The sequence below is a fragment of the Schaalia meyeri genome (assembly GCF_900105015.1).
GTDB lineage: Bacteria > Actinomycetota > Actinomycetes > Actinomycetales > Actinomycetaceae > Pauljensenia > Pauljensenia meyeri.
Window position 1 is genome coordinate 354046 of record NZ_FNLK01000005.1, and the last position, 24372, is coordinate 378417.

The 24372-nt window shown below is 64.5% G+C and carries 26 protein-coding genes; 3 read left to right on the forward strand and 23 right to left on the reverse strand.

Annotated elements, in window-relative coordinates; translation table 11 throughout:
• Window positions 1-27: 27 nt before the first annotated feature.
• The 5 genes from BLT68_RS02370 to rpsB form a co-directional block, all read right to left on the reverse strand.
• Entirely contained in the window at window positions 28-939 is a 912-nt protein-coding gene (locus BLT68_RS02370) for a phosphatidate cytidylyltransferase (RefSeq protein WP_074632640.1), read from the reverse strand.
• Entirely contained in the window at window positions 939-1496 is a 558-nt protein-coding gene (gene frr, locus BLT68_RS02375) for a ribosome recycling factor (RefSeq protein ID WP_050694846.1), read from the reverse strand. Before frr ends, BLT68_RS02370 begins: the two co-directional genes overlap by 1 nt.
• A gap of 38 nt (window positions 1497-1534) precedes the next feature.
• Window positions 1535-2245, reverse strand: a complete 711-nt coding sequence (pyrH, locus tag BLT68_RS02380) for a UMP kinase (RefSeq protein WP_050694847.1) — start codon at window positions 2243-2245, stop codon at window positions 1535-1537.
• Window positions 2246-2376: 131 nt separating this feature from the next.
• Entirely contained in the window at window positions 2377-3204 is an 828-nt protein-coding gene (gene tsf / locus BLT68_RS02385) for a translation elongation factor Ts (protein ID WP_050694848.1), read from the reverse strand.
• 25 nt (window positions 3205-3229) lie between these two features.
• Window positions 3230-4060 carry a 30S ribosomal protein S2 gene (gene rpsB / locus BLT68_RS02390; protein ID WP_050694849.1) on the reverse strand — a complete coding sequence of 277 codons (831 nt, stop codon included), beginning with the start codon at window positions 4058-4060 and terminating at the stop codon, window positions 3230-3232.
• A gap of 412 nt (window positions 4061-4472) precedes the next feature.
• Here rpsB and BLT68_RS02395 point away from each other — a divergent pair, with 412 nt between their 5' ends.
• On the forward strand, window positions 4473-4994 hold the full coding sequence (locus BLT68_RS02395) for a murein hydrolase activator EnvC family protein (RefSeq protein ID WP_082175846.1): 522 nt from the start codon (window positions 4473-4475) through the stop codon (window positions 4992-4994).
• Between the two features lie 31 nt (window positions 4995-5025).
• On the opposite strand, the gene BLT68_RS02400 is transcribed toward BLT68_RS02395, so the two are convergent.
• The 17 genes from BLT68_RS02400 to BLT68_RS02480 all read right to left on the reverse strand — a co-directional run bounded on the left by BLT68_RS02400 (window position 5026) and on the right by BLT68_RS02480 (window position 20634).
• A complete protein-coding gene (locus BLT68_RS02400) occupies window positions 5026-5937 on the reverse strand; it encodes a tyrosine recombinase XerC (RefSeq protein ID WP_070778228.1) in 912 nt (303 codons plus the stop codon).
• A gap of 7 nt (window positions 5938-5944) precedes the next feature.
• Entirely contained in the window at window positions 5945-7108 is a 1164-nt protein-coding gene (dprA, locus tag BLT68_RS02405) for a DNA-processing protein DprA (RefSeq protein ID WP_050695774.1), read from the reverse strand.
• Window positions 7101-8648, reverse strand: a complete 1548-nt coding sequence (locus BLT68_RS02410; protein ID WP_173546193.1) for a YifB family Mg chelatase-like AAA ATPase — start codon at window positions 8646-8648, stop codon at window positions 7101-7103. Before BLT68_RS02410 ends, dprA begins: the two co-directional genes overlap by 8 nt.
• Window positions 8645-9085 carry a YraN family protein gene (locus BLT68_RS02415; protein ID WP_050694852.1) on the reverse strand — a complete coding sequence of 147 codons (441 nt, stop codon included), beginning with the start codon at window positions 9083-9085 and terminating at the stop codon, window positions 8645-8647. The genes BLT68_RS02410 and BLT68_RS02415 overlap by 4 nt, the downstream gene beginning before the upstream one ends.
• Before the next feature lie 137 nt (window positions 9086-9222).
• Complete coding sequence (locus BLT68_RS02420; protein ID WP_050694853.1) at window positions 9223-9522, reverse strand: DUF2469 domain-containing protein; 300 nt, start codon at window positions 9520-9522, stop codon at window positions 9223-9225.
• 54 nt (window positions 9523-9576) lie between these two features.
• Entirely contained in the window at window positions 9577-10248 is a 672-nt protein-coding gene (locus BLT68_RS02425; RefSeq protein ID WP_050694854.1) for a ribonuclease HII, read from the reverse strand.
• The gene (gene lepB, locus BLT68_RS02430) at window positions 10245-10991 is read right to left on the reverse strand and encodes a signal peptidase I (RefSeq protein ID WP_050694855.1); all 747 of its coding nucleotides are present in this window, start codon (window positions 10989-10991) and stop codon (window positions 10245-10247) included. Before lepB ends, BLT68_RS02425 begins: the two co-directional genes overlap by 4 nt.
• 105 nt (window positions 10992-11096) lie before the next feature.
• Window positions 11097-11453 carry a 50S ribosomal protein L19 gene (gene rplS, locus BLT68_RS02435; protein ID WP_050694856.1) on the reverse strand — a complete coding sequence of 119 codons (357 nt, stop codon included), beginning with the start codon at window positions 11451-11453 and terminating at the stop codon, window positions 11097-11099.
• Window positions 11454-11605: 152 nt separating this feature from the next.
• Window positions 11606-12979 (reverse strand): tRNA (guanosine(37)-N1)-methyltransferase TrmD, encoded by a 1374-nt coding sequence (trmD, locus tag BLT68_RS02440; protein ID WP_074632714.1) that lies wholly within the window; start codon window positions 12977-12979, stop codon window positions 11606-11608.
• Window positions 12980-12992: 13 nt separating this feature from the next.
• Complete coding sequence (gene rimM / locus BLT68_RS02445; protein ID WP_050694857.1) at window positions 12993-13496, reverse strand: ribosome maturation factor RimM; 504 nt, start codon at window positions 13494-13496, stop codon at window positions 12993-12995.
• 88 nt (window positions 13497-13584) lie between these two features.
• Window positions 13585-13824 (reverse strand): RNA-binding protein, encoded by a 240-nt coding sequence (locus tag BLT68_RS02450; RefSeq protein ID WP_050694858.1) that lies wholly within the window; start codon window positions 13822-13824, stop codon window positions 13585-13587.
• 2 nt (window positions 13825-13826) lie between these two features.
• Window positions 13827-14273: a 30S ribosomal protein S16 gene (rpsP, locus tag BLT68_RS02455; protein ID WP_050694859.1), complete on the reverse strand. Its 447-nt coding sequence runs from the start codon at window positions 14271-14273 to the stop codon at window positions 13827-13829.
• Between the two features lie 223 nt (window positions 14274-14496).
• Window positions 14497-15603, reverse strand: a complete 1107-nt coding sequence (locus tag BLT68_RS02460) for an amidohydrolase family protein (protein WP_050694860.1) — start codon at window positions 15601-15603, stop codon at window positions 14497-14499.
• A 4-nt stretch (window positions 15604-15607) separates the two neighbouring features.
• Window positions 15608-17191, reverse strand: coding sequence for a signal recognition particle protein (ffh, locus tag BLT68_RS02465; RefSeq protein ID WP_050694861.1), 1584 nt, complete (start codon window positions 17189-17191; stop codon window positions 15608-15610).
• 102 nt (window positions 17192-17293) lie between these two features.
• Window positions 17294-18538, reverse strand: a complete 1245-nt coding sequence (gene ftsY, locus BLT68_RS02470) for a signal recognition particle-docking protein FtsY (protein WP_050694862.1) — start codon at window positions 18536-18538, stop codon at window positions 17294-17296.
• Window positions 18539-18597: 59 nt separating this feature from the next.
• Window positions 18598-18993: a hypothetical protein gene (locus tag BLT68_RS02475; RefSeq protein WP_050694863.1), complete on the reverse strand. Its 396-nt coding sequence runs from the start codon at window positions 18991-18993 to the stop codon at window positions 18598-18600.
• A 135-nt stretch (window positions 18994-19128) separates the two neighbouring features.
• On the reverse strand, window positions 19129-20634 hold the full coding sequence (locus tag BLT68_RS02480; RefSeq protein WP_408641288.1) for an RNA polymerase sigma factor: 1506 nt from the start codon (window positions 20632-20634) through the stop codon (window positions 19129-19131).
• Between the two features lie 159 nt (window positions 20635-20793).
• Between BLT68_RS02480 and BLT68_RS02485 the strand changes: the two genes are divergently transcribed.
• On the forward strand, window positions 20794-21897 hold the full coding sequence (locus tag BLT68_RS02485) for a polyprenyl synthetase family protein (RefSeq protein ID WP_050694865.1): 1104 nt from the start codon (window positions 20794-20796) through the stop codon (window positions 21895-21897).
• A gap of 31 nt (window positions 21898-21928) precedes the next feature.
• Here the strand turns inward: BLT68_RS02485 and BLT68_RS02490 are convergent, their stop codons facing one another.
• Window positions 21929-22282, reverse strand: a complete 354-nt coding sequence (locus BLT68_RS02490; protein ID WP_050694866.1) for an Rv2175c family DNA-binding protein — start codon at window positions 22280-22282, stop codon at window positions 21929-21931.
• Between the two features lie 83 nt (window positions 22283-22365).
• On the opposite strand from BLT68_RS02490, the gene pknB reads away from it, so the two are divergent.
• Window positions 22366-24309 (forward strand): Stk1 family PASTA domain-containing Ser/Thr kinase, encoded by a 1944-nt coding sequence (gene pknB / locus BLT68_RS02495; protein ID WP_050695776.1) that lies wholly within the window; start codon window positions 22366-22368, stop codon window positions 24307-24309.
• Window positions 24310-24372: the final 63 nt, after the last annotated feature.

The following is a 24372-nucleotide window of genomic DNA, read 5'->3' on the forward strand; positions in this document are numbered from 1 at the left end:
CGCGGCTTTGGCCCCTGGTCGATTGGCTCAATGGCTAGACTCCCATGAAATCCCCGGCAGTGCCCACGCGAAGATGAAGTAGGCGACCGGCGCGCTCATGAGCAGCGCGTCCACTCGGTCAAGGACACCACCGTGACCCGGAAGGATCTGCGAGGTGTCTTTCAGCCCCGCCTCGCGCTTAATAAGGGACTCTGTCAGGTCCCCCATCGTCCCCACAAAGGCGATCGAAATGCCCGCAACGACGCCCCACCACCAGGAGGCGCCGAGCATCCACAGGCCGCCGACGCCGACAGCCGTCGCAGTCAGAGCCGACCCGACGAAGCCCTCCCACGATTTCTTCGGAGACAGGGCCGGTGCCATCGGATGCCTCCCGAAGAGCACGCCGAGCGCCCAACCACCCGTATCGTTGGCGATCACAATCAGCTCGAAAACTGCAAAGACCCACGGATTGCGCCACGCCGCCAACATGAGCACCACGAACGACGCCAGGAAAGGCACGTACACGGCGACAAACGTCGAGGAAACGACGTCACTCATTCGTGATTCTTTTCGATAATCGAGAAGGCGCCACGCGGCACACACGAAAACCGTGATATAGAGGGCGAAAAGCATCCCCTCACTGCCCAGCCACCACGCGCAGGTCACCATTCCGATTGCGCCGACATACAGCGGCGTCACCGTCAGCGTGATGCCCATGCGCGCGAAGGCACCGGCCAGTTCCCAGATGCCGACCAGGCTAACGAAGCCGATAACCCCGACGAACGCAGGAAGCGAGGTGAAAAGCGGAACGGCAACGGCAACGATAAGCACGACCGCCGTCGTTATCGCCTGCGCAAGATTACGCCCAGCTCTCCCCGTCACCCCGCTCGTCGGCTGCTTTTCGAGAGTGGGCCCCGGGGAAAAGACGCGGGCCAGAAGTGATCGATCCGTTGACGCCATCAGACCGTCAGCAGTTCGCTTTCCTTCGCGGCGAGCATCTTATCGATCCGCTCGGTGTGGGCCTTGGTCATCGCATCCAGGGACTTCTCGGCGCGCGCGGCGTCGTCCTCCGAGGCCTCGCCATCCTTCTTCAGGCGGTCCAGCTGGTCCTTGGCCTTACGGCGTACGCTGCGCACCGACACACGTCCCTCTTCGGCCTTGGCCTTGGCCTGCTTCACGTACTCCTTGCGGCGTTCCTCGGTCAAGGCGGGCAGAACAACGCGCACGACGTTGCCGTCGTCCGTGGGGTTGACGCCCAGGTCGGACTCGCGCAGCGTCCGAATAATCTCCTGCGTTGCCGTTCGATCGAACGGCGAGATCAGGACGGTACGCGCCTCTGGGATCTGGAAGCTCGCGAGCTGCTGCATCGGGGTGGGGGCGCCGTAGTAGTCCACCATGAGCTGCTCGAACATCGAGGACGTCGCACGCCCTGTACGAATGTTGGCGAACTCGTTGCTGGCCGAGCCGACGGCCTTGTCCATCTTTTCCTCGGCTTCGAGGAGAATATCGTCGATCACTGTGTGCTCCTTAACGTAAGTGGTCTCTGACGGTTATATCACGCTGTGACTAGGGTACCGATTTCATCGCCCGTGAGCGCGCGGGTGACCGCGCGCTCACCAGACATCCCGAAGATGCGCGTGGTCAGACCGTTCTCGCGGCACAGCGCCAACGCGGAACCATCGATGACCTTCAGGTCGCGGCGTAGCGCTTCCGAATACGTCAACGTGTCGAAGCGGTGCGCATCGGGGTTCTGATTCGGATCATCGTCGTACACGCCGTCCACGCCATTCTTGGCAACCAGGAGCTCGTCGCAGTGGATCTCGAGAGCGCGCTGAGCAGAAACGGTATCCGTCGAAAAGTACGGCAGGCCCGCACCGGCGCCGAAGACGACAACGCGCCCCTTTTCCAGATGGCGAATCGCGCGAAGCGGCAGGTACGGCTCGGCAACCTGCGCCATCGTGATCGCCGTCTGGACGCGCGCGGACACCCCAGACTGAGCGATGAAGTCCTGCAGGGCCAGGGCATTCATCACCGTGCCCAGCATCCCCATGTAGTCGGCGCGTGAGCGCTCAAGCCCCTCGCGGGCCAGCTGCGCGCCGCGGAAGAAGTTCCCACCGCCAACGACGATGGCGACCTGGACCCCCTCGCGTACCGCCGTGGCAACCTGCTCAGCGATGTTGCGCACGACCGACGGATCCAAGCCGATCGTCCCACCTCCGAATGCCTCTCCGGAAAGCTTGAGCAAAACGCGGCGGTTCGTCGACATGACGCTTCTCCTTATATGACGGCCCTGCGCGGGCGGAACGATCAGGAACCATACTACCCGGTAACGGGAAAGCGGCCCCGCCTTTTTGCGGGGCCGCTCCCATCTGTCAGCAAGCTGACGACCAAGCCAACTCAGGCGCCGACATGCACGCGCACGAAATTGGTGACCGTGGCACCGACCTCCTTGAGCACCTGCCCCACGGACTTCGAGGGGTCGCGGGCGAAGGCCTGGTCAACCAGGCAGTTGTCCTTGTAGAACGCGTTCAGACGCCCCTCAACGATCTTGGGGACGATGTTGGCCGGCTTGCCTTCCTCAAGCGTGATCTTCTCGAGTGTGGCACGCTCCTTGTCAAGGACATCGGCGGGGACGGCTCCGCGATCCAGGTACGCCGGCATGTAGGCGGCGACGTGCATAGCGATGTCGTGGGCGACGTCCTTGCCAGCCGCATCGGTGACGACGAAGACGCCGACCTGCGGGGGCAGATCGGGGCTCGTCTGGTGCAGGTAGAGGTCAACGTTGTCGCCCTCGACGCGAATGACGCGACCGACCTGGAGCTTCTCGCCGATGATCGCAGCGAAAGCGTCCAGACGTTCCTTCACGGTACCGTCACCCATGGGGGCGGCCAGCAGGGCATCCAGGTCCGCCGCACGGGAAGCAACCGCCGCGGCCAGGACCTCGTTCGCGAAGTCGATGAACTTCTGGTTCTTCGCCACAAAATCCGTCTCGGAGTTGACCTCGACCAGCACGCCGACGGTTCCGTCGGTGGTGGCGGCCAGCAGGCCGGCGGAGGCCTGGCGCCCCTCGCGCTTCGACAGGGACTTCAGGCCCTTCAGGCGGATGATCTCCAAGGCCTTCTCGGCGTCGCCGTCTGCCTCGGTCAGAGCCTTCTTCACATCCATCATGCCGGCGCCGGTCTGCTCACGCAGCGCCTTCACGTCTGCAGCGGTGAAATTCGCCATCGGATGATTCCTCTCAGTTAAACGTTCAGTCCTGCTTGGGGGTGGACTCTTCGGTGGCCTGGTCCGCGGCAGCCTCGTCAGCCTTAACCTCGCCCTCAAGGAGCTCGCGCTCCCACTCGGCCAGCGGTTCGGCGGCGGCCTCGTCGCCCTTGCCCTTACGGACGTCGGAGCGGGCGATCAGGCCCTCGGCGACGGCATCGGCAATGACACGGGTCAGCAGCGCGACGGCGCGGATGGCATCATCGTTGCCGGGAATGCGGTAGTCAACCTCGTCCGGATCGGCGTTGGTGTCGAGGATGGCAACGATCGGAATGCGCAGCTTGCGAGCCTCGGAAACCGCGAGGTGCTCCTTCTTGGGGTCAACGATCCACACCGCGGAGGGCACCTTCGTCATATCGCGGATACCGCCCAGGGTACGGGCCAGCTTATCCTTCTCGCGACGCATCATGAGCAGTTCCTTCTTGGTGTGACCGGAGGAGGCCACGTCATCGAAGTCGATCTGCTCGAGTTCCTTCAGGCGCTGCAGACGCTTCGCAACAGTCGAGAAGTTGGTGAGCATGCCACCGAGCCAACGGTGGTTCACATAGGGCATGCCCACGCGCTGGGCCTGCTCGGCCACGGCCTCCTGGGCCTGCTTCTTGGTGCCGACGAACAGCAGGGTGCCGCCGTGGGCAACCGTCTGCTTGACGAAATCGAAGGCAATGTCGATGTCAGCGATGGTCTGGCGCAAGTCGATGATGTAAATGCCGTTGCGCTCGGTGAGGATGAAGCGCTTCATCTTCGGGTTCCAACGGCGAGTCTGGTGACCGAAGTGGACACCGGACTCAAGGAGCTGACGCATGGTAACGATGGCCATGGTTCGTCCTTCCCCCGCAAGTCGCGAGTGATCAGTGGGGTTTCCCCCAGGTTATCGGTTAGCTGTGCGCTGAGCGCACCCTGGCGCCACGACTGACAACCATCCCCGAAGGGACCGAAGCTGTCTCGCCTCGCATCCCCGGCGTTTTCTCCCGGGACGCGATAATGGCGCGCGAAGTCACTTGCACGGCAAGTGCCCGGTCATTTTACCTCACACCCGTCACCGTGTCAGGCACGAGGCGGGTGCGAGTTTGCCGACTGCTGGCAAAATCGCCGAGGCCGTGCTCGCGCCGGGTAGATCGGGGCGTTCGTCGGGCTGGTCTTTTCCACAGACCTCCGCAGGTATAGATCCGTATCCACAGGCCCCTCCATTCGCGTCGCGTGTCGTCATCGCGACGCGCACAGTGACGATTATGAGACTGCTATCCCTTCGCGCTCTGCGCGCGCACGGCCTGATCATCGCCTGCCTCCTGTCCGTCCTCATGCTTGCCTGCTCGCCTGCGACCAGCCACGCCGACCGGGAAAGCCGGTGGCAGTGGCCAACGGGGACACCCGTGCCCGTCGTGTCCTCCTTCGCTCCGCCCGCCCAGGACTGGCTTCCCGGGCGCAGGGGCGTCACGCTCGCCTACCCGGAGGGCTCCCCCGTCTATGCCTGCGCCCCCGGCACGGTCTCCTTTGCGGGGTCGATTGCTGGGCGCGGCGTCGTCTCGATCCGCCACACGGATGGTGCGCGCACGCTCTGGTCCACGTACCTCCCCATTAACCCAAGCGTCAGCGTCGGCGACCAGGTCGACAAGGGAGGGGTTATCGGCGTCGTCGAAGACGGTTCTTCAACGCTGCATTGGGGCGCCAAGACCGGCCCCAAAACGTACGTCAATCCGCTGCGGCTTACGCTCGACCGCCCACACTTGCTGCCCTGGGAGGGCTCCCGCTGACGCGTTACCGCCCGCGACGTGCGCATCTGCGTCACGCGCGCGGGTGAGCCCGCTGGTAGATCGCGCTCAATCGAGCACTATCGACGTGGGTGTATCGCTGCGTCGTCGACAGCGAGGCGTGCCCGAGCATTTCCTGTACCGCCCGTAAGTCGGCACCACCTTGCAGGAGATGTGTCGCCGTCGAGTGCCGAAGCCCGTGCGGAGCGATATCGTGTACACCCGCGCGCGCCGCCATCTTATGAACCATAGAGCGAACGACCCGGGGGTCGATGCGCCCGCCCTTGTCCCCCAGGAACAGCGCGTCGCCGCTCAGTGGCCCCGTAAGCTGCGGCCGCGCACACTCCAACCAATGATCGAGCGCGTCAGCGGCTGGCGGACCATAGGGCACGACCCTTTCCTTACCCCCTTTACCCATGACGCGAACGGTGAGGGCCTCGCGATTGAGGGATGCCACATCCAACGCACACACCTCGGACACCCTCAGACCGCACGCGTAGGTCAGTTCGAGGATCGCCCAGCTGCGTACCTGGGACGGGCCCGCGTCGAGTGCCTCATCGCGCGCATAGTTGAGCAACGTTCGCGCATCCGACTGGTCCAGCGGCGTCGGCAACCGCTGATCTGCCCGCGGGCTCGTCAGCAGTGCCGCAGGGTCCGCAGCAAGGATCTGTTCGCGTGTCGCCCACGCGGTGAAGTTACGGACCGCAGCTATATGGCGCGCGATCGTTGACCGGGCTCCGCCACGCGCCAGCGTATGCGCCAACCACGACCGAATGCCTCGTTGCGTGAGAGACACTCGCAGCTGCGAGGCAGAGGCATGCCACCCCGGCCCCAAGAAATCAAGGAGCAAACGCAGATCACCAAGATACGCCTCGATGGTGTGGACACTCATCCGCCGACTATGACGCAGGTAGTCACCCCAACGATCGCCCGCACATGTGGTCATGTCAGCATCATAAGGTCTCCCCCCTGCTCTTGCGTGACCATCCTCGCGTTGAGCTGGCAACCAGTCCCGCGACGGCCAATTCCATGAGCGCTCGGTTCACCTCGTCGCGACCAAGGCCCGCAGCGACGCAGATCGAGCCGATGCCCGCTGGCGCGTTACGCGGCAGCGCTTCCCACACCCTGCGCTGAACTGGTTCCAACGCGTCGACCCCGTGGTCTTGTTCGACGGGCATCCCAAACAACGGTGCGTTCTCATCAGTCCCTATCGGCCCCGCTAGCTCCGCCGCATCGCGGCCATCGCGAACAATCGTCGCTCCGTTCCGTGCCAGTTCGAGGCATCCCACCGACATCGGTGCATCAACCGACCCGGGTACGGCCCCCAGCTGGCGCCCGCATTCCATGGCCCACCTGGCGGTCGCCAATGCGCCGGAGCGCGCCCCGGCCTCGACGACGATGGTCGCTGCGCTCCACGCCGCGATCAGCCTGTTTCGAGTAAGAAAACGCCACTTCGCCGGCCTGGCCGTAGGCGCTACCTCCGAAACCAAAGCGCCGCCGGAGCGGATGACCGCGCGAAAGTCCTCCCCGTGACAGGAGGGATATGGGTTTAACACTCCCCCAGCGAGGACACAAATCGTCTTCCCCCCTCCTGCCATGGCTCCCCTGTGCGCTTCGATGTCAATGCCGATCGCGCCCCCCGATACGACGCAGTATCCCGCGCCCGCCAGGTAGTACGCCATGTTCCGCGCGCATCGTCCTCCCGCTCCCGTCGACGCGCGCGCCCCGACGATCGAGACGTGAGAGTCGCTGCAAGGGCGGGTCGGAAGCGACCCGAGAAACCACAGCCCCAGGGGTTCGTTGTCGCCAAGGCAACCCAGCTGTGTCGGCCACCTCGGGTCCGACGCAGTGACGAAGCCGCCACCCGTCCGTTCGACGCGTTCGTAATCGCGGTCAATATCGACCGCCAGTGCCCTCTCGCGCCACCTATTCCACTGCTGGAACCAGTCGACGTTGGAGTGGAGGGTCAATTGCGCGGGAAGCGAGCCCCCTCGCCCCTGGAGCCAGAGGCGCCCCTCCCGATCTCCCAGCGTCGTGCGAACAATGCGGGCGCAAGGATCGGCCGGCTCGGCGATCGCCGACCACCACGCGGCCTCTCGCGTATCACTGTCAATCATCATGATCGTGTCCATTTCTCAGCTGCTGTGCAGCAACGATGTGGTCAAGGGTGACCCGCTCACAGCCCTCAAGGTCCGCCAGCGTCCACGCGAGACGCAGCATGCGGTCGATGCCACGCATTGATGAGGTGCCTGCCTCAACGAGGCGATCAAGCTGTGTGACAAGCTCGGGGGAGATCCCGGAGCGCCTGCGGATCCAGGAACCCGGGAGCTGAGCGTTGAGGGTCCACGGTGTCTCCCGGAGTCGACGACGGGTGCGTTCACGAGCCTCAAGCACCCGTTCGCGGATCGACGCCGAGTCGCGGACCTGTCCGGAAGCCATATCCGCCCTGCTGGGAGTGTGAACGTCGATCCTGATGTCCATTCGATCCAGCAAAGGACCCGACAAGCGTGCAAGATAGCGCCGCCTGCTCACGGAGGAGCACGTACACCTGCGTCCGCCGCGTCGTCCGCCACACGGACACGGATTGGAAGCCATGATTAGCTGGAATGACGCTGGATACATCGTACGTACTCCGGACCGATGCAGGTGTATCACTCCCGATTCGAGCGGCTCGCGCAAGGAATCGAGAACAGAGGGCGCAAACTCCGCGGCCTCGTCCAAGAATAGGATGCCCCCGTGCGCGAGCGAGGCGGCCCCGGGACTCAGCATCCGCGAACCGCCACCGATCAGCGCGGGCATCGTCACCGAATGATGAGGTGCCTGGAAGGGCGGCCGCGTCACCAGAGCCATACCCGCGGGAACCAAGCCAGCCACCGAGTGGAGCGACGTGGTAACCAGGGCGGTATCCGGATCCAGATCCGGCAGGATCGTCGGCAGGCGGGATGCCAGCATCGTCTTTCCAGAGCCTGGTTCGCCCAGGAGAAACACGTGATGACCGCCTGCTGCCGCGACTTCCATGGCCGCTACAGCCTCCGGCTGTCCACGCACGTCGACCATGTCCAGCGTGGTCGGCTCCCTGTCGTCAACCGCGCACTGCCTGGTATCCAAACGGCCGTGGAAGGGTGCCTTCACCGCCTCTCCTCCCGCCCACGCAACCAGGTCGGCGAAGTGGGCGAAAGGCAGGACCTCGATGCCGCTGACCAGCGTGGCCTCCTGCGCACAAGCAGCTGGGACGATAACGCGACGCACCCCGCGTGAGCGAGCCGCCAGCACAGCTGGCAGGACGCCGCGCACCGGCTGAATGCTGCCGTCGAGAGCAAGTTCACCGATGATCACACTGTCCTCGAACGCGAGAGGAGAAACCAATCCCGTCGCCAATGCGACCGATGCCGCGATGGCCAGATCGAAAGCCGATCCGGATTTAGGGATGCCGGCGGGAGAGAGATTCACGGTGATGCGCTGATCCAAAACGTTTAGTCCGCACGACTCGAACGCCGCTCGGACCCGATCGCGCGCCTCCCGCACGGACGTATCCAGCAGCCCGACCAGGGTAAAGGCGACGAGCCCCGACCCCGCATACGTTTCTACGTCAACCAGATGTCCTTCGATGCCGACGATGCTCATCGAGTAGGTTCGCGCGAGCCCCGGGCCGCTCATTGCACACCTCGCAACCACAGGACTTGCGCGCCAAGAGCGCGCAGATCCACGGTCTCACTCGTCACGTTCGGCCAATGGTCCAGGTGCCGTGCGTCAAGGGTAATGGCAACGACATCGATCCGAACCCGGGACCCCAGCGGTCCGTGAGCGCGGCACCACGATCCCGTCAACGCCCGTAACCGCATCACCTTTTGCGCATCCACTGATGCGATCGCACTGCCGCGTCGGCGCCCGACCCTGGTGCGCACCTCAACGACGACGGTCCACGGGCAAGTCGGATCAGTGTCATCGCGCGCAACGATATCGATTTCCCCGCGCCGACCGTCGTGCCAATTGCATTCGATGATCCGCAGGCCAGCCTCTTCGATCAGCAGGCGCGCGGTGTATTCCCCAGCGGCACCGAGTAGTCGGCGAGCGGGTCGTGTTGAGCAGTTCATGTCAGCTCACCTCCACGACCACACTGATCCCCCGACCACAGCCATTCAACGCGAAAACCGCCACCTGTGGACGGATGACGGTACGCGCGCCGCCCTGTGGATAACCGAGAAAGCGCGGACGCTATGGGAGGGACAGACTAGGGAATATCGAGCTCCGGCTTGGACAGCTCCTCTACGTTGACGTCCTTGTAGGTAATGACGCGCACCGAGCGCACGAATCGCGACGACCGGTAGATATCCCACACCCACGCGTCGGAAAGCGTCAGCTCGAAGAAAACATCGCCGCCCACCGGACGGGCCTGGACGTCAACGTGGTTACACAGGTAGAAGCGCCTCTCGGTTTCCACGACGTACTTAAACAGGCCTATGACGTCGCGGTATTCCTTGAAAAGCTCCAGCTCCAGGTTGTTCTCGTAGCCTTCGATCTCTTCGTTCACAAACCAATCATGCCGGGCGAGGGCCTCCTGGGCGCCCAGCCGCCTCGGCGCGCCCTACTTTGAGGGCGCCACCGGCATCTTCCACGAACGCCGGTGAAAATCGCTGACCCCGAGCCGAGCGATTGCGCGCGCGTGTGAGGCGGATCCGTAGCCCTTGTTCGAGGCCCAACCATACCCCGGGTCCGGCGCCTCTTGCATCAGTCGATCCCGCGCGACTTTGGCGAGCACCGACGCGGCCGCGACCACGGCGCAGGAAGCGTCGGCCTTGACCTGCATATGGACCGGAAGCGTCACGCCAAAGGGATCCTCCGGCCCATCAGCGCAGCCGAAGAGGTCACCGGGTTCCGTCAACCAGTCATGGGAGCCGTCCAGCAGCACGCCGCCGGGCACGTACCCGGCATCCCGCACATCCGCCAGCGCACGCCGACCCGCCAGCCGAAGAGCAGAAACGATTCCCCAACGGTCGATCTCCTGGGCAAAGGCGTACCCCACGGACGATGTAAGGACCCACGATCGAATTGGGTCGATCAGTGCCTCGCGACGCCGTGGAGTCAACGCCTTGGAATCCGTCAGGCCATCGGGAACGGGCGGCGCGTGGGTGCCGATGAGAGCGACGCCAACGGCAACGGGACCCGCGAGAGCACCGCGACCGACCTCGTCCATTCCGGCGACGATCCCCCAGCGGTCCGCCAGCAAGCACTCGAGCTCGCGCGACGCGGTAGTCATGAGGAGGCCGGGAGGGAGGCGAATACTTCCGGGTGAGCAATATCCGTGGACCAACGCGACAGCGGCCAGATGATCGCCTGCACCGTGCCGACGACCGAGGAAACGGGAACGTAGGGCGACTGGCCAGAACCCATGTGGTAGCGAGAATCCGCAGAGTTCGAACGATTATCACCCATCACCCAGAGGTGTCCCTCCGGGACGACAACGTCGAACGTGCGCTCGCCGCAGGGAACCTGTCCCCCGAGAACGTAGGTCTCATCCAGCTCCACACCATTGACGCTGACTTTTCCGTTCGCGGTGGCGCACGTCACGCGATCCCCGCCGACGCCGATGACGCGCTTGACGAGGGTCTGCTCTCCACCCCCGGGCACGAAGCCCGTGAACTGACCCAAACGACGCAGCACCGACGGCGAAGAGTTCTCCTTTGCCCCAAGCCACCCGAGGGTGTCGTCAAAGACGACGACGTCACCCCTGTGGATGTTCGTTCGCAGCGCATCGACACGAGAGACCGCGATACGATCGTCCTCTACCAGAGTGTTGCGCATCGACGGCGATGGAATCCAAAACACCTGAACGATGAACGCGCGCAGAAGCGATGAAATGACCAGCGCGACGACGACGATCACCAGGATTTCACGCAACCACACCAGGGGGTTGCGCCGGGTCCGCGCCTCCGCGCGGTCGCGATCCTTCAGCGAAGGCGCATGCACCGGTCCGGGCGTAGAGCCTGCAGTCGGGCTCATACGGTCTCCTTTAAAATCACTCATCCCTCCAAGGATACGGCGAGGCCCGACACCGGGGCACGGTGTCGGGCCCTTCCGTGAAAAATGCCAAGGCGCACGCTGTCCTTACTCAGCCTTTCCGGAACGATGTTCCTTGATCTTCGCGGCCTTACCGTGACGCTCACGCAGGTAGTAGAGCTTGGCGCGGCGCACGTCGCCCTTGGTGACGACCTCAATGTGGTCGATCGTGGGGGCGTGGACCGGGAAGGTACGCTCAACGCCCACGCCGAAGGAAATCTTGCGGATGGTGAACGTGGCGGACACACCGTGACCGCGACGGGCGATCACGACACCCTGGAAGACCTGGATACGAGAGCGGTTGCCTTCGATGACCTTGACGTGCACCTTGAGGGTGTCGCCAGCTCGGAACGAGGGAATGTCATCGCGCAGCGATGCCGCATCAACGGCGTCCAGCTTCTGCATTTCTTCTCCTTGACGTCTTCGCCGCAGGTCGGGGACGTCTGGTTGGGCGGGGTGAACCCGCTCAGTTGACGGTTGACCGTGCGCCTCGGTGTCCCCCTGCGGCAGGATGAACCACGCACAATCTTTAGTATTCTCCCACAGGTGTGGCGTCTTCAGCCAGCGCCAAGCCCCGAGGCATCGGTGAGATCACGCACCATTACGACATCGTCGTTACGGGCGCCCCCACCATCGAACCTGCGAGTGGCGCGCTTGCGGAAACCGTGACGCTTGTAGAAGCCCTGCGCGGCCTTGTTGGCCCGGTTGGCACAAAGAACGATCGCGCGGTGGCCGCACCGTGCGGCATCCGCACATGTTCTTTCGATGAGAGCGTCGGCGATGCCGCTGCCCTGCCACGACTGATCAACGCGGCACTCTAACAGGTACGCGCTGCCTGCATCCACCCTCCCCGGGCGCACCATGTCGGCCGGGAGCGCGCCCGGGCTCACACGCGTCAAGGCGTAGCCGGCGAGACCTTCAGGGACCTGCGCGACGACGATCCGGTAGCGCAACGGGTCCCCCGCCATCGCCTTGAACTCGTCGGGGCTCGTCCGGGTTTCGGCGTGCGAACAGGCGGCTTTTTCGGGCAGGTCTAAGGAGAGCACATCCGGGAACGCGCGCGCGGCGAGCGCGCTCAGTTCAAGCGCATCACCAGCGTTCGCCACGCGAATCTGCACTCGCTTACCCGCTCCCGAGCACGGGTAAGCGATGCCGCAAGAGGCAAGGGCAGCGCGATCGGAATCATCCAGAGACTCGGCCTGAAGGGCCAGAGCGAGGTCGGGACGAACCCGCGCGGTCTTCTCGATGGCGCGGTCGCGCCGCCACCGTTCGATGGCCGCGTGATTGCCACCCAGGAGTACCTGGGGGACTCCGAGCGATCGAAACTCGCGAGGCCTCGTGTAGACGGGATACTCAAGCAAACCGGCCCCAGAGTGGGATTCTTCGACGAGTGAATCAGGATTGCCCATGAAACCGTCAAGCAGGCGCGCGACCGCTTCGGTCAGCACCATGGCCGCCACCTCGCCGCCGTTGAGCACGTAGTCCCCGATAGAGAACTCGAGCACCTCTACATCGCGGGAGCTGTAATGCTGGCCGACGCGAGCGTCAATTCCCTCGTAACGGCCACAAGCGATGGCAATCTGGCTTGCGTGGGCCAGGTCCTCCACGAGGGCCTGGGTGAGCGGGGTACCCGAGGGGGTCGGGATGGCGAGGATCCTCCTCTTAGCAGCACCGATTTCCCCCGCGTTTGCGGATCCAAGCGGCATGGCAAGTACCTGATCGAGGGCCTTGCCCCACACATCCGCCCGCATAACCATGCCGGCCCCACCGCCGTACGGTGCATCGTCGACGCTGCGGTGCCTGCCTGATGCCCATTGGCGCAGATCGTGAACAGCAACGCTGACGAGGCCCGCCTGTGTCGCCTTGCCCATGAGGGATAGGCCAAGCGGGGTGAAGTAGTCGGGAAAGATCGAGATCAGGTCGAAACGCACGCTGGTCGCTTTCTCAGCGTTCTTGGACGGAATCGTCGTCGAATAGTCCGGGCGGCGCATCGATGACGACGAAACCGGAGTCAACGTCAACGGTGGGCACCAGGGCGGTCACGAATGGCACCATGACGGAGCCGCGCGGGGTCGCCACGAGCAGTAGATCCTGCGCCGCACCAGGGGTCAATCCGCTCACGGTTCCAAGAACGTCGCCGCCGGGAGTGCGCGCCTGAAGCCCCTTTAGCTGGTGGGGGTACCAGGCATCTTCCTCCGGGTGCTCCTCGACCAGCAATCGAGCTCCCCGCAGAGCTTCAGCTTCCTCTCGGCTCGCGCATTCTTCGAATGACGCGAGAACACGATCCTTGTGAACCCGAAGCCCGCGCACCGTCAGGACACGATCGCCCCCCGCGACCTCCAGGCGCGATCCGGGAGCCAAGACGGCGGGATCGTCGCTACGGACATCCACGATGGCCTCGCCACGCAGGCCGTGGGCCGGGCCGATGATCGCTGCTGTGAGCCGCATGTGTTCTCCTCCTGACGAACGGGATCTTCCCAAAGGATACAGCGGAGGGGTCCGGCGCTGCCGGACCCCTCCGCGACGTGTGCGAGTCCTACTCGCGATCCGTGTCGACGACGTCAACGCGGATCGCGCCGCGCGCGGACAGGGCACCCATGACGGTGCGCAACGCGCGAGCCGTCCGCCCCCCACGTCCGATGACGCGACCCAGATCCTCGGGATTCACCCGAACCTCGAGCAGCTGCCCGCGTCGCATCGAACGAGGCGTCACCTCAACGTCCTCGGGATGGTCAACAATCCCGCTGACCAGGTGCTCCAACGCGTCGGCGAGCATGCTCAGGCATCCTCTCCGGCGGCCTCTTCGGAAGCCTTCTCAGCCTCGACAGCAGCAGCCTTCTCCTCGGCCTTCTTTGCGGAAGCGGCGGCCTTAGACTTCTCGGCTGCGGCCTCGGCATCCTTGACGGCCTGCTCGGCCTGCGCGGCCTTGTCGGCCTCGGAAACCTGCACGCGGGAGACGGCGTCGGCCTTGCCATTGAACTTCGCGATGTCACCGGTCAGGACCAGCAGCTTGCGGACCTGGTCGGAAGGCTGGGCGCCAACGCCGAGCCAATACTGGGCACGGTCAGAGTCGATGCGGATGATCGACGGGTTCGGCTGAGGATCGTAGTAGCCGACCTCTTCAATGACGCGACCGTCGCGCTTCTTTCGGGAATCGACGACGACGACGCGGTACTGGGCGGCGTGGATTTTTCCCACGCGCTTCAGGCGAATTCGAACTGCCACTTGAGTGGTCTCTCCATTTCAGAATTGGTGTGGACCTTTGCGTCCCGAGGTGGGAAACACAGGGGTCGCATCGGACCGGGACACGACGAGGCGCAGCGAGAGGGTCCGCGTCCCGTCGGGTACAGCTAGCGATTATGCCATACTTCGAGCTCATGTCCCAAGCGAGAACACAGGGCCATCGCAAACGAAAAGGTAAGATCGATCACCACAAAGAGCGATCGGCTCACGGGCGTTGCCATACGCATTCTCCGCCGACATAAACGCTGCGCGGCCGTGCGAGCGAGGCCGGGTCCTGCGTCGGATCCTCATCCAGAACGAGGAAGTCGGCGGCTGCCCCGTCGCCGAGCCCGGCGCTCCCCAGGAACCGCCGGGACAGCCAGGTCGCAGCATCGACGATGAAGCCGGGCGAGGCGCCCCACTGCGACCACAGCGACAGCTCGCCCGTGATCGACCCGTGTACCTGATAGCCGCCCGAGTCGGTCCCCATGAGCAGCAGGACACCAGCGTCCATGAGCATCTGGAAATGTTCGCGGCGCCGAGCGTACATGCCGTTCATCGTCGCGGCATACACCGGGTATTTCGCCCCGGCCTGCTCGGCGAAGTCGGCAAAGAGCTCAACCTGGCGAAGCGTCGGCGTCACAGCTATTCCGCGGGCTGCGATCTCGGCGGCCTGGTCGGAATCGATTCCGCTGCCGTGTTCAATATCGTCCACCCCGGCCTCAATGAGGGAATCGATAACCCGATGGGAGAACGCGTGAACGGCAACGCGAACTCCCCTCTCGTGCGCGGCGGCCACCGCGTCAACGAGAACGGGGGTCTCCCAGAGGGGCATCAGGTCAGAATCCCCGCCACGCGACCGATCGATCCAATCACCCACCAGCTTCACCCAGCCGTCTGACCGGGCTGCCTCCGCGGCGACAACGCCGGGCAGGGCCTGTTGGTCCTCGACGTTGATGGGTATGCCGCGGATGTAGCGCTTGGGCAAGGCGATGTGTCGCCCGCATCGGATCAGGCGCGGCCCGTGCAGGCTCTTCACTGCGGAGTTGTCAACGGGAACGCCGCAGTCGCGGACCAACGTGACGCCGCTCGCGACAGTATCCGCCGCCTGGCGCGCCATCTCGGCAACCGTGACAGGACCATCGACGGAGAGGCCGATGTGGCAGTGCGCATCGACCATGCCCGCAACGATGAACCCGACGAGCCTGGCGCGATCACGCAGCTCCTCGGATACGCGCCGGATTGTTCCGTTATCGACGCTCCAGGTTCCGCGCACCCACCGCGGACGAACGAGGTCGTCGTCCGCCCATAGACCGGCGCCCGTGATGAGCATGAGCTTAGAGCTGCCCGAGCATGCGCTTGACGTCATCGGGCAGGTCATCCACCGTCGGACGAGGCGCGGGCTGCTCCTGCGATCCGCCGAACGAGGCCCCCCGCGGCGCGCTGCGCTCCGACGGGGGCAGCATTGCCTCGAGTTCCTGCTGACGGCGCTTCGCCGGGTTACCGGAGCGCGCCTTTTTCTTCATGCGCGCACGCTGGGCCTGCGCCTTCCGGGCGTTCGCCTTCTGCTTGGCCTTGCCGCCTCGACCGGGCAGGGCGCCCATCCCGGGCACCCCGCCGCTCATCTGACCCATCTGGCCCATCATCTCCCGGGCGGCCTCGAAGCGCTGCACCAGCTGGTTGACCTCGGTAACGGTCGTGCCCGCACCTCGGGCGATACGCGCGCGGCGCGACCCGTTGAGGATCGACACGTCCTCGCGTTCGGCGGGGGTCATCGAACGAACGATGGCCTCGATGCGGTCAACCTCGCGTTCGTCGAAGTTATCGATCTGATCGCGCAGCTGCGCGGTACCGGGGATCATCCCGAGCATCTTCTTCATCGACCCCAGCTTCTTGATCTGCTGGAGCTGGTTGAGGAAATCGCTGAGCGTCAGCTCGCCGGCCATCGCCTTGGCCGCGACCTTCTCGGATTCCTCGGCGTCCATCTTCTTTTCGGCCTGCTCGATGAGCGTGAGAATGTCGCCCATGTCGAGGATGCGCCCGGCCATGCGATCCGGGTGGAAACGCTCGAAGTCGTCCAGGCTTTCGCCCGTGGAGGCGAAAAGAATCGGCGCACCGGTGACGCCGCGCACCGACAGGGCGGCGCCACCTCGCGCGTCGCCGTCCAGCTTGGACAGGACGACGCCCGTGAAACCAACGCCATCACGGAAGGCCACCGACGTGGACACCGCATCCTGACCGACCATCGCATCGAGCACGAACATGATCTCGTGCGGGGTGATTGCCTCGCGGATCGCGATCGCCTGATCCATCATCTCCTGGTCAACGCCGAGGCGTCCGGCGGTATCGACGACGACGACGTCGATACCGCTTTGACGGGCGAACTCCACGCCCGAGCGCGCCACTTCAACCGGGTTGCCAACGCCGTTGCCCGGTTCGGGTGCCCACACCTTGACACCGGCGCGCTCGCCGACGACCTGCAGCTGTTGGACGGCGCCCGGACGCTGGAGGTCCGAAGCCACGAGCAGGACGGTCTTACCCTCCGCGTGCAGCCATTTGCCGAGCTTTCCGGCCAGCGTCGTCTTACCGGCGCCCTGGAGGCCTGCCAGCATGAAAACGGTCGGTCCCGACTGCGCGAAGGTCAGTTCGCGCGTGGCGCCGCCAAGGATCTCCACGAGTTCTCCGTGAACGATCGACACGACCTGCTGGCCGGGATTCAGGGCCTTCGACCGCGCCGCTCCGTAAGCCTTTTCGCGCACCTGCTTGGTGAATTGGCGGACAACGGGGAGAGCCACGTCCGCGTCGATGAGGGCTCGACGAATGTCGGAAATCGCATGATCGACGTCCGACTCGGTTAGGACCCCGCGGCTGCGCAGGGTGCGGAAAGATTGGGTCAGGCGATCTGACAGGTTTCCAAACACGTGTTTACTCCCAAGACGGCGGCTATACAAGGCACAGGTTAGCGCACCTTTGCCCCGGTAGTCGTCTCACCGGGGCAAAGAGGAAGCGAAGGGGGCAGACCGTCAGCCTAGCGCGGGACCAACAATCGCGTCGACGAAGTCGTCGGGGTCGAAGGGGGCGAGGTCATCCGCTCCCTCACCCAGACCGACGAACTTGACGGGGACGCTCAGCTCGCGCTGGACCGACACGACGATGCCGCCCTTCGCGGATCCGTCGAGCTTCGTGAGAATGATGCCGGTCACGCCGGTGGCCTTGGCGAACACCTCGGCCTGCTTCATGCCGTTTTGTCCGGTGGTTGCGTCCAGGACCAGGAGGACCTCGCTGACGGGAGCCTGCTTGGCCATCACGCGCTTGATCTTGCCGAGCTCGTCCATGAGGGTCGACTTGTTCTGCAGCCGCCCTGCCGTGTCGACGAGGACGACGTCCACGTCGCGTTCGATCCCCTGCCGCACAGCCTCGAATGCGACGGACGCAGGATCCGCGCCTTCACGGTCGGAGCGCACGACGTCAACGCCGACGCGCTGGCCCCACGTCGCCAGCTGGTCGGCGGCAGCCGCGCGGAAGGTGTCGGCGGCGCCCAGGAGGACGGACTTGTCATCCGCAACCAGGATGCGTGCGAGCTTCCCGACGGTGGTCGTCTTGCCCGTACCGTTGACCCCCACCATGAGGACGACAGCGGGTTTGGGCGATCCATTGCTCTGTTCCCTGGTCAGGTCCAGGGAGCGGTCCATATCTGGGCCGACGAGGGCCAGCAGTTCCTCGCGCAGGATCTGGCGGATGCGCATCTCGTCGGTCGTCGACTCGACAGCCACGCGGCGCTTCAGCGCCTCCATGAGGGAATCGGTGGCCTCAAGCCCGAGGTCCGCGATGAGCAAAGATTCCTCGATCTCCTCCCAGTCCTCCTCGCTGAGCTTGCCGCGGCTGAGTACCCCCAGGATCGCGCGCCCGATGGCGCCCGAGGAGGCGAGTCTCTCGCGCAGGCGTTCCATGCGCCCGCCCGCGGGCTCGGGGCGATCGCCCGACGAGTCCGGTGCTGGCGTCGTCGGCGCCACGTCGGTTGATGGCTGGGCGTCTAGCGGGGCGGCGGGGGAGGCGCGCGGCTGGTCGGTCGATTCTTCATCGACCGCGAGAGCTCGGGCAGCATCCTCGGCGATGACTTCTTGCTGTTGAGTCGCAACGGTCACGTCGTCCGTAGAGCGCCGCCGGGCGCTCACAACAAGGCGAACCACCACACCGATGATGACGGCAATCGCCAGGGCGACGACGACCGCCCACGGCGTCTGAAGGAAAGAAATAAAAGCGTCCATGGGGCCATTATTCCCCATGGACGCTGCCAGGGCTAAAACCTGAGTGGTACCACGCGCCGTCAGCGCGGCGTCGACCCCTGCTCGCTGCCGCTGTCGGCTCCGGGCATCCGACGCCCACGGTTGAGGCGCTCGGTGACCCGCTCGGTCACCGTCTCGAGGCGTTCAACGCCCGGCAGCCGATCGGCATCGAAGTACGCGCTGGAGGAGTCCGCGCTCAACAGGAGCGAGTGAAGAGACTCCGTTCGCGGAACGACGGGGCGATCCCCCGAGGCGTTGGCGCGTGTCGAAAGCGAGTGATTCTTCACCTCGTCAGCTTTTTCCTCGCTCTCCTGCCTGATGATGCCCTTCCAATCGCGAGCGCTCCGTCTTGAAAGCGCCAAGGTGACAACGACGCCACCCGCCACAACGAGAACCAAGACGACAGTCAAGACAAGAACCAGTGAATCCTCAAGCATGCTTTCATCCCGCCCTACAGGACCCGACCAAGCGCGACGGATCCAACGCAACCCAGGCGCTTCCTGACCGCACGACCACGAGGGATCGAAAGCAGCTGCTTCTGGTCCCCGCGATCGACAAAGATACCGAACAATTCAGTCAAGGTAGTCACGCAGCACCTGTGAACGCGACGGGTGACGCAATTTCGACATGGTCTTCGATTCGATCTGCCGAATACGCTCGCGCGTCACGCCGTACACCTTACCGATCTCGTCAAGCGTCTTGGGTTGACCATCGCCCAACCCAAAGCGCATGGAGACCACCCCGGCCTCGCGCTCGGACAGCGTATCGAGCACGTGGTGAAGCTGCTCTTGAAGCAGGGTAAAGGAGACGGCGTCCGCGGGAACGATTGCTTCCGAGTCCTCGATCAGATCACCGAACTCGGAATCACCGTCCTCACCCAGGGGCGTGTGTAGCGAAATGGGCTCGCGTCCGTACTTTTGAACCTCGACGACCTTTTCGGCGGTCATGTCGAGTTCCTTCGCCAGCTCCTCGGGCGTGGGTTCGCGCCCCAGGTCCTGCAGCATCTGACGCTGAACGCGTGCAAGCTTGTTGATGACCTCGACCATGTGGACCGGTATGCGAATGGTGCGCGCCTGGTCGGCCATCGCTCGCGTGATCGCCTGACGTATCCACCACGTGGCGTACGTCGAGAACTTATAGCCTTTCGTGTAGTCGAACTTCTCGACCGCGCGAATGAGTCCCAGGTTGCCTTCCTGGATCAGATCGAGGAACTGCATGCCGCGCCCGGTGTATCTCTTTGCCAGTGATACCACCAGACGCAGGTTGGCCTCGAGCAGGTGGTTTTTCGCCTGCTGACCGTCCTGCGCGAGGAAGTGCAGCTCGCGGCGTTCGCGGCTGGTCATCTCGTCGGCCTGGTTCTTCAACTTAAACTCGGCATACAGGCCCGCCTCGATACGGCGCGCCAGATCGACCTCCTGCTCGGCGTTCAGCAGCGAGACTTTACCGATCTGCTTGAGATAGTCCTTGACGGGGTCAGCCGTGGCGCCGGCGACCGTCACTTGCTGGACGGGTTCGTCGGTTTCGTCAGAATCTGAGACGACGAAGCCACCCTTGACGTGGATGCCCGAGTTCGTTCGCTCGCGAAGGGCGGCCCCCTCAGTGGCCTTCGGGTCCTCTTCCTCGGGCTCTTCTTCGCCTTCTTCCTCGGCCTCGGCATCGGTCTCGAGGTCCGGGTCCTTCAGGTCCTCACCAGTAGGCTCGAAATCCTCATCCTCCGTTGCCTCGGTATCCGCTACGGTTCCCTCGTCTGCCGCAACGTCCTTCTTCTTGCGGCCACGCGTTTTCTTCGCATTTTTCGCGGCGGTTTTCTGTGAGGTTTTCTCACCCGCGCCCTCAGTATCCGAAATCGAAGCCTTCTTGGTTGTCTTCCTGGCGGTTCCCTTCTTTGCGGGGCCTTTTTTCGCGGCGGGCTTCTTGGCGTCGGATTTCTTCTCCTTCGCGACGGACGCGACCGCATCAGCCTTGGCGGCCGTAGAGGCAGTCTTCTTGCCTCGCCCGGTCTTCTTCGCGGCGGTTGTCACCTCCGGGGTATCCTCAGTCGTCGCGGAATCCTTTGCCGAGGCGCGCGATGCACTCACACGGGTCCCTTTCGTTGATGGGCATGCACAACGGAGCCGATTGCAAATCGGCATGCCATCGCCAGTCTAGTGCCTCGCCTCGCAGTTTTCCTGACGGTAGGTGTGAGCCTGCCCCGCCCATACCCGCGCACGCCCGTCGGCGTCGGATAGAGTGGCCCCATGAGTCTGAGCGATAGCTTCTCCGTTCTGCGTCCCCTCATTGACGAGGCGACGGCCGCCAGCCTGACACGCCTGCTGAAGCGCACGGGCACCAGCGGCCGTTCCGAGGAATTCGTGGGCTCTGTGCTCGCGGCCGCGTCGGGAGGAAAGCGCTTTCGGGCTCTCATGGCCCACGTCGGCTACTCGCTGAGCGCGACGTGCCCGCTCACGGACGTGTCCCTGCCCCACGTGAGCGCGGCGCTCGAGCTCTACCAGGCCAGCGCCCTGGTTCACGACGACATCATCGATAAGGCCGACGAACGACGAGGCTCCCCCACCCCGCATCGGCGCCTGGCGGATCACCACAGACGCGTCGGTTGGATCGGTACCCCCTCAGACTTTGGCACCCACGCGGCGATCCTGGTGGGCGACTTCCTCTTCTCGGCTGCAACCGCCGCTGCTGCCGAGCAGGCGCTCCTCCTCAACAGCGCGAGCGCACGCTCCTTTACCGAGCGTTTCGCCCTCATGCACGCCGAGGTCGCCCTGGGGCAGTACCTCGACATCGTGGCCGAACAAACCCCCCTGGATCCTGAACGACACGACGCGGTGAGCGCCGCCGACGCCCTCGTCGTTGCCCGACACAAGTCCGCGCACTATTCAGTCGTGCACCCTGCGGCACTCGGTGCGATCTGCGCGGCAAACCCACCGGGCGACAGGCGTACCCTACTCGCCGCCCTCGAACGAATCCTTACGCCCTGGGGCGTGGCCTTCCAGCTGCGCGATGACGACCTGGGAGTGTTCGGAGATCCGACGGTGACAGGCAAACCCGTCGGAGATGATTTACGAGAGGGAAAGCGCACCGTGCTGCTGGCGCTCACTTGGGCGGCGTCCTCCCCCAGCGAGCGCGCCGCGCTCACCGACGTCCTCGGGACGGACACGGCCTCGGCGGATCAGATCTCCTCGGCCGCGGCGATCATCGAACGCAACGGGCGAGCCGCCCACGAGGCCCAGATCGATCGGCTCGTGGCCGACGGACACAGCGCGCTCGAAAACTCAGGATTGGACGCAGCGGCCCGCGAAATACTGCGCGAGCTATGCGCACTCCTCACCTCCCGCCGAGCATAAGTTGGGGCGCCTGGCAAGGCGCCGCGAACCGCTAGAACGCCAAGGTGGACGCGATCCGGTTTACCCGATGGTGGCGCCCGTCAACCAGCGCGTCGATCGGGCGCTCGCCCAGCTCGTCCTGAACCGAATACAGCCAGTCGAGCGATTCCTCCGCCGTGAATCCGTCGTCCGCCAGCAGAGTCAGCGTTCCCTGCAGCACGGCGAGCGGCTCCCAGCCGTTGTCCCCCTTTACCACCATTTCTTCGGGGATCCCCCGCACACCGTCCGCCCCGCGCGCGTCGATAAGGACGCGATCACGGATCAGCTGCTTGAGGCGGCGCTCCTCGATGCCGAGAAGACGGCATACCTCACCGGTGGGCAACAGGGTCATATCAGCACTGGTCATGACCGTAAGGTTACCCCATGGATATGCGGCACCGTGAGGCATACCTCCGTTGTTTTCGCGAAAACTCCCATAGAATCAACCAGGTGAGCGACGAACAGACATTCGACCAAAGCGATCCGCTGATCGGGATCCTGGTTGATGAGCGATACCGGGTCACGCGCAGGCTCGCCCGGGGCGGCATGGCGACCGTGTACGTCGCCCAGGACGAGCGTCTCGACCGCCCCGTCGCCCTGAAGGTCATGCACCCACACCTCGCTGATTCTCAGGATTTCGGCGCACGCTTTCGGCGCGAAGCGCGTTCTGCTGCGCGCATCGTCCACCCCGGTGTCGTCTCCGTCTTCGATCAGGGAGTCGTCACCGGCCAGGGCTTCCTGGTTATGGAGTTGATTGACGGAACGAATCTGCGTCAGCTTCTCAAGGCGCAGGGGGCATTCACGATTCCCCAGGCGCTGCGCTACACCACCGATACTCTCGAGGCCCTGCGCGCGGCTCACCGCATGGGAGTCATTCATCGCGACATTAAGCCCGAGAACATACTCGTCCCCACCGACGGCCCCGCGAAGGTCACCGACTTCGGTCTGGCACGCGCGGCCTCCGAAGTCTCGATGTCCTCCACCGGCAACATGCTGGGAACGGTGGCGTACATCGCGCCCGAGATCGCCATCACCGCCGACGCCGACGCGCGCTCCGACATCTATTCCGTCGGCATCATGCTCTGCGAGATGCTCACCGGCGCGGTTCCATGGGCCGGGGAGTCCCCGCTGCAGATCGCCTCGCACCATGTTGCCGACGACGTCCCCAGCCCCTCGGTCTCTCAGCCCTGGATTCCGCGCGAGATCGACGACCTGGTCGCCGCACTGACCGCGCGCGATCCGCTATCGCGCACCGCATCCGCCTCCGACGCCATCGATCTGGTCGCGCGCGCCGCCGCCACTATCCCCGCGGAGATCGCGGGCCGCCGAGCCGACATCGCCCCCGAGGACCGAAGCGACACGTCGAAGACCTCCGCCCTGAACACCGAGGTCCTTTCCCCCCAGTTCACCCGCCCGCTTCCTCCTGCCGTACCCACGACGGTCGCCACCGTCCGTACTTCCACGCCGATTCCACAACCCACCACCCGGGCGCCCGGTAAGACGTACAAGCACCTCGCGCTGTGGATCAGCCTCGTCGCGTTGCTGCTCGTCGCCGTCGGGATCGGGGGACGCTGGTGGTGGACGGAGTACGGTCCGGGCTCCTATCTGACAATGCCGCACACAACGGGCCGTCCCCTCGCGGATGTTCAAGCGGATCTTCGCTCGCTCGGCTTGTCCAGTGTGGTCGATGAAGAGTACTCGGACGATGTTTCAAACGGTTCCGTCACGCGATCCGATCCGGACGGAGGGGCGGCCGTTCACAAGAATGCCGAGGTCCGTGTCTACATCTCCAAGGGCGTCGACATGAAGACCGTTCCTGACGTCACCCGACAAACCAGGGATGACGCCGCTCGGGCGTTGGCCGAGGCGGGCCTGACGATCGGAGCGGTCACCGAGGATTATTCAGAAGACGTCCCCGAAGGACAAGTCATCTCTCAGGCGGCCCAGGCGGGTTCAGTCGTGCGGCACGATTCGGCCGTCAACCTCGTCCTCTCTAAGGGACGCAAACCCCTCTCGGTTCCTCGCCTTACCGGTATGAGCAAGGAGGCAGCGAAAAACTCCGTCGAGTCCCTGGGTCTGGTTGCAAACGTGACCAACGCCTACTCCGACACGGTTGCCGAAGGCCAGGTGATCTCCCAACAGACCCAGGAGGGCACCATCTTGCACCGTGGCGACTCGGTCGCGTACACGGTCTCCAAAGGACCCGAGAAGGTTGCCGTTCCCGACGTCGTCGGTCGCCAGAAAGACGATGCCCGCTCCGCGCTCGAGGCAGCCGGATTCACCGTCCATGAGGAAACGATCCTCGGTGGTTTTTTCGGCACCGTGCGCACCACCGATCCCGCCGGCGGCACGATGCTCAAGAAAGGCAGTGTCGTAACGATCACTATCGTCTAGGGTGAGACCGACACCAAAAGTCCGCTCGACACGCCAGCACCCAAGCCCCGTGAAACCGACCCG

What these genes read in the sequence shown, in the direction of transcription:
- BLT68_RS02410 (WP_173546193.1), bottom strand. Translation starts at nt 8,648, where the DNA reads ATGAGCGGCCCGGGGCTCGCGCGAACCTACTCGATGAGCATCGTCGGC.
- BLT68_RS02400 (WP_070778228.1), bottom strand. Translation starts at nt 5,937, where the DNA reads ATGACCACATGTGCGGGCGATCGTTGGGGTGACTACCTGCGTCATAGT.
- BLT68_RS02490 (WP_050694866.1), bottom strand. Translation starts at nt 22,282, where the DNA reads ATGACCAGTGCTGATATGACCCTGTTGCCCACCGGTGAGGTATGCCGT.
- pyrH (WP_050694847.1), bottom strand. Translation starts at nt 2,245, where the DNA reads ATGTCGACGAACCGCCGCGTTTTGCTCAAGCTTTCCGGAGAGGCATTC.
- BLT68_RS02485 (WP_050694865.1), top strand. Translation starts at nt 20,794, where the DNA reads ATGAGTCTGAGCGATAGCTTCTCCGTTCTGCGTCCCCTCATTGACGAG.
- lepB (WP_050694855.1), bottom strand. Translation starts at nt 10,991, where the DNA reads ATGAGCCCGACTGCAGGCTCTACGCCCGGACCGGTGCATGCGCCTTCG.
- dprA (WP_050695774.1), bottom strand. Translation starts at nt 7,108, where the DNA reads ATGATTGACAGTGATACGCGAGAGGCCGCGTGGTGGTCGGCGATCGCC.
- ftsY (WP_050694862.1), bottom strand. Translation starts at nt 18,538, where the DNA reads ATGGACGCTTTTATTTCTTTCCTTCAGACGCCGTGGGCGGTCGTCGTC.
- BLT68_RS02475 (WP_050694863.1), bottom strand. Translation starts at nt 18,993, where the DNA reads ATGCTTGAGGATTCACTGGTTCTTGTCTTGACTGTCGTCTTGGTTCTC.
- BLT68_RS02425 (WP_050694854.1), bottom strand. Translation starts at nt 10,248, where the DNA reads ATGACTACCGCGTCGCGCGAGCTCGAGTGCTTGCTGGCGGACCGCTGG.
- rimM (WP_050694857.1), bottom strand. Translation starts at nt 13,496, where the DNA reads ATGCGGCTCACAGCAGCGATCATCGGCCCGGCCCACGGCCTGCGTGGC.
- rplS (WP_050694856.1), bottom strand. Translation starts at nt 11,453, where the DNA reads ATGCAGAAGCTGGACGCCGTTGATGCGGCATCGCTGCGCGATGACATT.
- BLT68_RS02415 (WP_050694852.1), bottom strand. Translation starts at nt 9,085, where the DNA reads ATGAACTGCTCAACACGACCCGCTCGCCGACTACTCGGTGCCGCTGGG.
- tsf (WP_050694848.1), bottom strand. Translation starts at nt 3,204, where the DNA reads ATGGCGAATTTCACCGCTGCAGACGTGAAGGCGCTGCGTGAGCAGACC.
- BLT68_RS02450 (WP_050694858.1), bottom strand. Translation starts at nt 13,824, where the DNA reads ATGCTCGCCGACGCGTTGGAGCACCTGGTCAGCGGGATTGTTGACCAT.
- rpsB (WP_050694849.1), bottom strand. Translation starts at nt 4,060, where the DNA reads ATGGCCATCGTTACCATGCGTCAGCTCCTTGAGTCCGGTGTCCACTTC.
- BLT68_RS02460 (WP_050694860.1), bottom strand. Translation starts at nt 15,603, where the DNA reads ATGCTCATCACGGGCGCCGGTCTATGGGCGGACGACGACCTCGTTCGT.
- BLT68_RS02395 (WP_082175846.1), top strand. Translation starts at nt 4,473, where the DNA reads ATGAGACTGCTATCCCTTCGCGCTCTGCGCGCGCACGGCCTGATCATC.
- BLT68_RS02370 (WP_074632640.1), bottom strand. Translation starts at nt 939, where the DNA reads ATGGCGTCAACGGATCGATCACTTCTGGCCCGCGTCTTTTCCCCGGGG.